This window comes from Mesorhizobium sp. M1A.F.Ca.ET.072.01.1.1, from assembly GCF_004023325.1.
Taxonomy (GTDB): domain Bacteria; phylum Pseudomonadota; class Alphaproteobacteria; order Rhizobiales; family Rhizobiaceae; genus Mesorhizobium.
In genome coordinates this window covers 20,023-28,147 of record NZ_RZSF01000055.1, presented here as the reverse complement: position 1 = coordinate 28,147, position 8,125 = coordinate 20,023, and the positions used below count along the sequence as shown (strand labels likewise).

Below are 8,125 nucleotides of genomic sequence, written 5' to 3'. Positions count from 1 at the left end.
AAGACCTTTGCCATGTGCCTTTCCCGCTTTTCAAATACCATAAATTTCAGGGGTGAAAACCTGTTGCCCGGTCGTGATTTCATCGGCGGTGCCGGGACATGACAGGTCTTCGTGATCGCGGCCAGCTCGGCTCATGGGGGGGCTGGGGTACGCCGACGACTTCGCCCACCGTTCCCGAAGCTTCGCCTATCCAAACGACGCTGCCGACATCGGCTTTTGGCCAAACCATTCCGGTGATTTGGGGGAAGGCTCGCTTGCCCGGAGCCTATATCTGGGTCGCACCAATCGTCACGGTTACCGAAACCCATATGGAATGGTGGGATCAGGTAACCACCACGACAAGCGCGATGTCCTGTCGGCTGCGCTTCGCGCGTCCGCTCGTGCCCAATTCAACCTGGGCCGTAAAACGGATATGGGCCGCGGGCAAACTGATCTACGACAACACGACGGGATACCGGGCCAAGGGGCTAAAGTTCCGTTTCTATGACGGGAGAAGCACGCAGGGCCGCGACCCGACCATGGTCAAGCAAGAGGGCACCAGCAACGTATCCGCCCATCGCGGCTATATCGATATCGTTCTGACCGACTTCCCGATTCAGGACTTTGGCGCGCCGCCGACCGTCGAGGCGGAATTCATCCAAAGCACAGGATCATCGGTCCAGGCATCGAGCTTCCAGGCGTTCTATTCGGACGAGATCACCACCTGGGCATCGATCGACCCCGACAGTGACACCTTCTACGGCTATTCCGATGCGATCGGCACGATCCGTCGCTTCTCGATCTCAGCGCTGCGGGAGATCTACGCCATCCAGGTCAGCGGGCTGGGCCAGGCCTATTCCAGCCTCGGCTTCGGCTTATTCCGGTATTTCCATTACCTCGACCGCATCCTGACGGTCGGCTTCGTACCCGGCTCAGGCGGCGGCACCTATCCGCTAATCCTGAACCCAATCACGGGTGTCTCTGTGGCAGAGGCCGTTGACCCGATCGGCGATGCCGGCCAATCCGTCTGCTGTGCGGGTGCATGCGTGCTTCCGACCGGCACTGGCCTGGCGCTGATCGCTTCTTTTCATCTCGGGTATGTGTCGCTCTACCGCTTCACAGACTCCGCCATCAGCCGCCTGTCGATCAGCGGTGTCTCGTGGGATGGGCGGGGCGTCCCTCAATGCATCCTGGCCGGTGAAGTACGGGACAATGACTGTGACTTCTGGGTGTGCGCCGGCAGCTCTCTCTGGAAACTCACGATCAACGCCGCCGGCCTCGTCACTACCACGGTCGAACTTGCGACGTTCGCCGACGATCTGAATTATGCGGTCCTCTATGACAACGACATCGTGGCCTGGACGGACAACGGCACCGCCACGAGGATCGACGGCGCTACTGGCTCGACCGTGTGGACGGCATCGGTCCCCTATCAGATCCCGGTAGCCACCTCGCAGAATCTGGCACCGCCTGACATGCAGGTGCTCGATGATGAGCTTTATTACCAGGACCTCACGGCTTACCGCTTCACCAACCTGCAGACTGGCGTCACCACGTCGATTTCCAAGGGCAGTGCGGCAACCAACCTGTACAATTATTACGGCCCCTCAAACACGCTGATCACGACCAAAAACGTGGCGGCGGCGATCAGGACCCGGTTCAATGTTGCGACGGGAACCGACCTGTATTTCCTAGCCGATCTCCTTTCCGATTTGATGGTGCACGGCGGCGGCTTCGACCCCTCCGAGGTCCAGACCGTCAACATCGACGATCAGATCCAGGGCGCCGTGTTCGACATCACCGCAGGTGTCAGGGATATCGCGCGGGCGACGTGCGAGCCATATTCGATCGCTATCTTTGAGCGCTCCGGCGTCATCATCTTCAAGAAGGCTCTGACGGATGGAGCCTTCGCTATCGATGCGGTTCTTTCTTCGACTGGAGATATTGCCGACCAGAGCGGACAAGGTATCAAAGCCAAGCGGTTGAACCCGGAAGAGTTCGTCTCCCGCTATGGCATCAACTACCGTGATCCTGCGGAGATTTATCAGGCCCGCCCGCAGTATGGCGAGATCCCGACACTTCCGTTCCCGGTGGCGCCGGCCGATCAGTCGGTGAAGGCGGATATTCCGATTATCGTTGATGCCGATACGATCAAGACGCTCGCTACGCAAAAGGTAAATCGTCTTGCGCTGGAACGGCATGAGTTCCAGATGACGCTCAGGTCGAAATATATCGATTTTGAGCCGGAGGATATTGCGCAATTCACATTCGCCAACCGGCTCGTAACGTCACGCATTACGGAGACGACGACTCGACCCGATTATATGATCGATGTGGTTGCGACCGAGTTCCTGTCTAGCGTTTCTGTGTCTATCTCCGGTGCTTCGGGCAGGCCCACGGAACCTAGCCCGGCAGGAACGCCGGCCAGCCGCTACTATCACCTGGATATCCCACTCATGTCGGATGGACATGATCTGGCTGGCGATGGGCTGGTTCAGTATCACGTCCTTGCATCTGCAGGACAGCCGTTCTGGGATGGCGCGACGCTCTTCCGGAAGAGCGCGACAACCCAGTATCAGCCCGTCGCTGGGCAGACCGTCAATGGCGTCGTCGGCATCGCGCTAGAGGCATTGCCGGATTGGGATATCCCTTATGTGACGGAGTTCACGCGGACGCTCGATGTTGCATTCATCTCCGGCGATCCAAGCACGCTGTCGTCCGCGACCTATCTCGAAATGATGAATGGCGCGAATTTCTTCGCCATAGGCCAGCCAGGTCGATGGGAGGTCTGCCAAGTCATGGCCATCACCAGCAATGCGAATGGGTCATATACGTTCGAGGGACTGAGGCGGGGACGTAAAAGCTCGGAAGAATACACAGCCAGTCATCTCATCGGAGATTTCGTGGTCTGGCTCTCGGAGGAAAATGTCCAGCGGATAGATTACGCCATCGCTGACCTTGACGACACTTACGACTTCAAGCCGGTTGGGTTTGGCGGCGACATCAACGCGACGGCCGCAGTGACCAGAACAATATCGGGTGAAGCAGAGAAAATTCCGAAGCCTGCACACCTTACCGCGGGAGTCGTCGGTTCTGACATCGTGTTCAACTGGATCCGGCGCGCCCGCATCGGATCATATTGGTCGGATGATGGCGACTATGCTGTGCCTCTAGGTGAAAGCCTCGAGCGCTATGTCGTGAGGGTTAAGGACGGTCCTGGCGGAACTGTACTGCGCACATACACCGTCGACAATGCCACCACCAAGACTTACCTCGCCGCCGATATCACCACGGACTTCGGTTCGATCCCAGCGCAGATCACTGTCGACATCAGGCAGGTGTCTGGAACAGGCGTCATCTGTCCGACGCGCGAAGTGACCATCGACCTTTAGGGATTACCCCATCCATGCATGACTTGAATCTCCCGACCATCGCGGATGGCCAGGCTGATAGCCAATGGCAGACGTCTAACGACGGCGATGCCGCTATTGCAAATGCACTGGCTGACATCCTTACGGTCGACTTCTCGGGCGGGGATGTCACGCTTACTAGCGCGCAGTTCCGCTCGGCCATGACGTTCGTGCCGAGCGGACTGTCGGCTACGCGAGCGTTGACTGTGCCGGCCGTAAAGCGAGCCCTGTTCTTTGTCCACAACACGGATGGAGCGGACTCAATCACCGTCACGCGTGGCAGCACCACGGTTTCGGTTGAGGCAGGCAAGCTTGGGGTCTTCTACACAGATGGGACCACGAATGGACTTGTTGGCGCCATCGTAGCGACCGGAACTGGAGGGGCGACAGCATCAACAACAGAGGTGCTCACCGGCACCGATACAGGCAAGATCGTGACGCCCGATGCTCTTGCCGCGCTTTGGGAGAAGGGTTCCGACGTTGCAAGTGCTGGCACCGTTAGCTTGGGCGAAGGCGGATATTTCCATATTACCGGAACGACCACCATCACAGATATTGATTGGGCAACGGCGAAAGACGGCCGGCCTGCTTGGATCATTTTTGATGGCGCGCTGACACTCACACATAATGCCACCACGCTAAAGTTGCCGGGTGGCGCCAACATCACAACGGCGGCTGGCGATCGCGCCATGTTTGTGCAGGACAGCAGCGATAACGTTATCTGTCTCGCCTACGTGCGTGCCGACGGAACGCCATTGGTTGGGGCTGCAGCCGGTACGCCGTTTGAGATGGTCGTCGCCTGCTCCGACGAATCGACCGCGCTGACTACGGGCACGGCAAAAGTCTCATTCCGCATACCGCGGGGGGTTACGCTTACTGCTGTGCGCGCTAGCTTAGTAACCGCGCAGTCCTCTGGCTCCATCTTTACAGTTGATATCAACGAGGGCGGCACAACGATTCTGTCGACCAAGCTGACCATCGACAATACCGAATTGACGTCGACAACCGCAGCAACGCCAGCCGTCATCTCTGACGCATCGCTGGCCGATGATGCATTGATTACTGTGGACATCGACCAGGTTGGCGATGGCACCGCGAAGGGGCTTAAGGTCACGCTTATCGGGACTCGCACCTGATGAGTTTTCTTCTAAACCCTTACGCTTTTGGTGGCGCCCCCGCCAACCCTGTGCCCTCCTACTGGAACGCCGGCGGCCTCGGCAACCGCACATCTTCGATCACGGTGACGACAACCGCGACGCTTGGCGGAGGCAGCATCAGCAACCTCGTTGATGGCGGCTATGGGGCCAACTCGACCGATGGGTGCTGGTTCAACACCGGCCAAAGTACCCGCGAAGTCAAATTCGACTTCGGGTCGGGCGTTCAGAAGATCATCAATGGCTTCCGCTGGTCCCAGGGGACGACTGGCCATCATGGCACTTGGGTCTTGGAAGGCTCGAACGACGATAGCACCTATACCGGCATCGGTAGCTCGTTCCTGCTAGGTTCGGCCGGGTCGCTGGCGACGTTCTACGAATTCACGAACACAACCGCCTATCGCTATTATAAGCTTCGCCAGACCTCCGGGGTCACCAACTCGGGGCCGTGGCTGCGAGAGATCGAGTTCAGGATTGCCGCGACAGGTGACCCGACATCGCGAGATGCGGCAGAGACCGGGAATCGAACGGCCTCGATCACCGTCAGCACGACTGCGACATTGGGTGGCGGAACGATCGATAATCTTATCGACGGCGTAATCGACCTCAACACGACTGACGCCTGCTTCTTCAGCAGCGGTCAATCATCGAAGGAGGTAAAATTTGACCTCGGGTCGGGCAAGATCATCACTGCATTTACCTGGCTGCAGGACACCGACAACTCGCATGGAACGTGGGTTCTCGAAGGTTCCAACGACGACTCCAGCTATACCGGTGTCGGCAGCAGCTTCACGCTCGGAGGCGTATGTGTCGAGACGGTGACCTTCAGCAATTCAACGAGCTATAGGTACTACAAGCTGCGCCAGACATCGGGCACGACCAGTTCTACGCCTTGGCTGATGGAGATCCAATTCAGGATCGCCTAGGCGCGCCGTCCGTACCACGGGGTGATTGGCTGCTCTTTGGTGAAGGCATTAGCCCTCGTCCGGTAATCGTGGATGATCGCTATGCCTAGCGCGCCGACGATGGCGCCGACCAGAAGCATGAACAGAAATTCCCGGGTGTGGCTCATCGGCTGATCATGCGCTGCGAACGTTAAAGTTTCCCTCAAGCCCGGCGGGCTAGTCGTCCCAAGAGACCCTGACGTGCCCGTGAAAGTCTGCCGCCCGCTCAATCTTCGTCATCAACGCGCATCGGTATGCGCTCTCGTTCGCCACGCCGTCCCAGACTGTAAATGCAGCAAGCGCGGCGATGATCGCTAGGATCAGTCGCATGGAACTCTCCCTCAAAAGCTCCTCGTACGCGCCAGCCATTATCTGCCGGTTCCGTACGGTTTACAAGGGAGGGAGAGCGGCCCGGCGGCCATCAGTGCTTCGGGGGGAAGTGGTGACGATCTGCCGGGCCTGATCCGGGGACAGGGGTGGCCAAACCCCCGGACGATGTTAACCATAGCGCCCCGGCAGCCGATGGCAATGTCGTTTTGGTTCAAGCCGGCGGAAGCTGTGGATGATGCGTCGGCATAGTGGCGACTGCGGCCAGAAGGTTCATCGCCTTGCTCTGCGCCAACCGGCGGCCTGCGCTTCCGCCTCGCTACAGAACCAGCGTTCGCCTTTGAGCAGATTGATGCGAGTCTCGCTGTAATATTCCTGGCCCGGCACATGGTAGATGCGTTGGCCGCCGTAATAGCTGATGTTGCCCTTGATGTTGCAACTGGTGAACGCGGGGCCGATCTGGATAGCTAGCGCTCCGCCGATGAGTCCGGCAGCAATCAGAGCGGTCGTCCACCATGACGCACGCTTCGGGGCCGCCCGCCTCAACCGATAGCGCTGGCGGTTGTATCGGTTGTCAGCAACGTCGCGATAACGTCTGCCCACGCCCCATCTCCCCAGCAAGAGCATAGAATTTCAGTGGTGGCTAAAGCAAGCCTGAACTCGCCGGGCGAGGCCCCCAACAACAGCCTCAAGCCCGACGAGCTGCCGGGGATGAAACCGGCAAGGCAGTCCGATGCAAGGCCGGTGCCAGCATTCTTGTGCAGAAACGAGACAGGGGCAGCCGGTTGTGGCTACGCCGTCGCCATTGTAGGCTGCGGGTTGTGGGGGAACTCATGCCCAGGCCTAAACGAAAGCCGCAGAAAGTCTATCCGAATGCCGACCGCTTTGGCGAGGATGGCCGGCGCCTCTACAGCGAATACGCGGCTACGCTGCGCAAAGGCCGTCGCAAGAGCCTAATGATACCTGTGATCGACCTGCTGGCCGGTGCGCTTGCCGCAGCTATGGTCCTCGCGTTGGTCTATTGGCTTGCGTTTTAGCCTGCGAACGCGTGCACAAGGGCAAAGCCCACGCCGATCGCGAGGCCAGAAGCGAGGCTCTCAGCCAGGCGCAGCACAATCGCGCCGTAGCGGTCCCGCAGGCGCCTTTGCGGGGTCTTCAGGATGCGAGCAAGATCATCGAGCGCGTTTTCCATGCCAAGATTCTAGATCGAAACGGATTCGCTGTGAATCCCCCATCCTCTGGTGCGAAGACACCAGTTCTTAGCGAACGCTCAAGAGCCATGCTAGTCTTAAGAAAGAGGCCCGGCGGATAAACCGCCAGGCCAATCTCTGGGTAAATGCAGCGAGAGGGGTATGAGGGATGTCTGCTGCATCGGTCGCCATTATCGTGCTTTAGCAGGCGCTTGACAACGGAAATCCTTCGTACCGATCGAGTCGCTGCGAACCTATCTCGGAGAGAGCTTCGTCATGTCGGCTTGTCCACAAGCGGCCTCTTCCTCGTCGGCGGCTTGTAAGGCGTCACCACTCTGACGGTATCGGCATTCACCGTGACTGGAACGCCAAGGTTGATGGTCACCTTGCCTTCATCGACGCGGGTGACATCGCCTCGAAGCTCGATCTCCTGGCCCTGCTTCACCTTCGAGATCCGATCGACAATCGAATGAGGCTGGCCGTAGGAGGGGATCGACACGCTGACCCGGTCCTCCGTTACGCGACGGCGCACTTTTGCCGTGATCGCAACCTCGTCCCCAATGCTGATGCCCTTTGCCATAACGAAGACTCTGGAGCGGTAGCCGGCTTCGTCAAGCGATGGCTAATATTCAGCAGAGCCGATAACCCGCCGCTGGGTGTGCCCCCACACCCGCGCGGCGGGCTAAGGTGACCGGCGCCTTTCTCGTGGGGGAGAATTGCCTGAGAGCCCGGCGCCGGCCAGGCGAACAAGCAGGTCCGCCGCACATGCAAGATAGCTATTTTCTACCTCAAAAGGACATGGCGTGATCGCGTAACCTCTTGGCAATCGCCCGCGACTTCGAGCTTTCTGCGCATCATACGCGAGCCGGGTAAGCCCGCTGCAGCGATCACGGCGCGCGGTGGCCGATATTGCCGGGACGGCGGCCAGCGGCCTCAGGAACGGCTGTGGAAGCGTGTTCAAGAGGCCAGGGCGTCCAAGCCAGCGCAGCGAGTCCCCCAGCGCCTTCGCCGATGATGTGGAGTGGGTTAAGCCCGGTATCACCGGCCGGGTGAAATTCCTTCGCGGTGAGCACACGCTGCGCCATGCGACGCTGCAGGATTTCGAGGAGGGAACCTAAGGC

General features: G+C 59.2%; 10 protein-coding genes. 5 read left to right on the top strand and 5 right to left on the bottom strand.

The window, feature by feature from the left end:
- The first annotated feature begins 254 nt into the window (after window positions 1-254).
- From EOA32_RS10995 to EOA32_RS10985, 3 genes are read left to right on the top strand one after another with little or no spacing between them, the layout of a single operon-like run.
- Window positions 255-3,371, top strand: coding sequence for a phage tail protein (locus EOA32_RS10995; RefSeq protein ID WP_189407065.1), 3,117 nt, complete (start codon window positions 255-257; stop codon window positions 3,369-3,371).
- A 14-nt stretch (window positions 3,372-3,385) separates the two neighbouring features.
- Window positions 3,386-4,525 (top strand): hypothetical protein, encoded by a 1,140-nt coding sequence (locus EOA32_RS10990; RefSeq protein WP_128371764.1) that lies wholly within the window; start codon window positions 3,386-3,388, stop codon window positions 4,523-4,525.
- On the top strand, window positions 4,525-5,469 hold the full coding sequence (locus tag EOA32_RS10985; RefSeq protein ID WP_128371763.1) for a discoidin domain-containing protein: 945 nt from the start codon (window positions 4,525-4,527) through the stop codon (window positions 5,467-5,469). The genes EOA32_RS10990 and EOA32_RS10985 overlap by 1 nt, the downstream gene beginning before the upstream one ends.
- Here EOA32_RS10985 and EOA32_RS38530 read toward each other — a convergent pair.
- From EOA32_RS38530 to EOA32_RS10980, 3 genes are all read right to left on the bottom strand, one after another.
- A complete protein-coding gene (locus EOA32_RS38530) occupies window positions 5,466-5,615 on the bottom strand; it encodes a hypothetical protein (protein WP_189407063.1) in 150 nt (49 codons plus the stop codon). The two genes, EOA32_RS10985 and EOA32_RS38530, sit on opposite strands and share 4 nt — an antisense overlap.
- Before the next feature lie 49 nt (window positions 5,616-5,664).
- On the bottom strand, window positions 5,665-5,817 hold the full coding sequence (locus EOA32_RS38525) for a hypothetical protein (protein WP_189407061.1): 153 nt from the start codon (window positions 5,815-5,817) through the stop codon (window positions 5,665-5,667).
- Between the two features lie 270 nt (window positions 5,818-6,087).
- Complete coding sequence (locus tag EOA32_RS10980; protein ID WP_245499240.1) at window positions 6,088-6,312, bottom strand: hypothetical protein; 225 nt, start codon at window positions 6,310-6,312, stop codon at window positions 6,088-6,090.
- Between the two features lie 335 nt (window positions 6,313-6,647).
- Here EOA32_RS10980 and EOA32_RS10975 point away from each other — a divergent pair, with 335 nt between their 5' ends.
- Window positions 6,648-6,851, top strand: coding sequence for a hypothetical protein (locus EOA32_RS10975; RefSeq protein WP_128371762.1), 204 nt, complete (start codon window positions 6,648-6,650; stop codon window positions 6,849-6,851).
- Here the strand turns inward: EOA32_RS10975 and EOA32_RS38520 are convergent.
- Together EOA32_RS38520 and EOA32_RS10970 are read right to left on the bottom strand one after the other, a co-directional pair.
- Window positions 6,848-7,006: a hypothetical protein gene (locus tag EOA32_RS38520; protein WP_189407059.1), complete on the bottom strand. Its 159-nt coding sequence runs from the start codon at window positions 7,004-7,006 to the stop codon at window positions 6,848-6,850. The two genes, EOA32_RS10975 and EOA32_RS38520, sit on opposite strands and share 4 nt — an antisense overlap.
- A gap of 272 nt (window positions 7,007-7,278) precedes the next feature.
- Window positions 7,279-7,584, bottom strand: coding sequence for a hypothetical protein (locus EOA32_RS10970; RefSeq protein WP_128371761.1), 306 nt, complete (start codon window positions 7,582-7,584; stop codon window positions 7,279-7,281).
- Between the two features lie 373 nt (window positions 7,585-7,957).
- Here EOA32_RS10970 and EOA32_RS38515 point away from each other — a divergent pair, with 373 nt between their 5' ends.
- Window positions 7,958-8,122 (top strand): hypothetical protein, encoded by a 165-nt coding sequence (locus tag EOA32_RS38515; protein ID WP_189407057.1) that lies wholly within the window; start codon window positions 7,958-7,960, stop codon window positions 8,120-8,122.
- Window positions 8,123-8,125: the final 3 nt, after the last annotated feature.

Bases quoted from the DNA above. Each gene is read 5' to 3' on its own strand.
- EOA32_RS38530 (WP_189407063.1), bottom strand. From the start codon at position 5,615: ATGAGCCACACCCGGGAATTTCTGTTCATGCTTCTGGTCGGCGCCATC.
- EOA32_RS10975 (WP_128371762.1), top strand. From the start codon at position 6,648: ATGCCCAGGCCTAAACGAAAGCCGCAGAAAGTCTATCCGAATGCCGAC.
- EOA32_RS10970 (WP_128371761.1), bottom strand. From the start codon at position 7,584: ATGGCAAAGGGCATCAGCATTGGGGACGAGGTTGCGATCACGGCAAAA.
- EOA32_RS38525 (WP_189407061.1), bottom strand. From the start codon at position 5,817: ATGCGACTGATCCTAGCGATCATCGCCGCGCTTGCTGCATTTACAGTC.
- EOA32_RS10990 (WP_128371764.1), top strand. From the start codon at position 3,386: ATGCATGACTTGAATCTCCCGACCATCGCGGATGGCCAGGCTGATAGC.
- EOA32_RS38520 (WP_189407059.1), bottom strand. From the start codon at position 7,006: ATGGAAAACGCGCTCGATGATCTTGCTCGCATCCTGAAGACCCCGCAA.
- EOA32_RS10985 (WP_128371763.1), top strand. From the start codon at position 4,525: ATGAGTTTTCTTCTAAACCCTTACGCTTTTGGTGGCGCCCCCGCCAAC.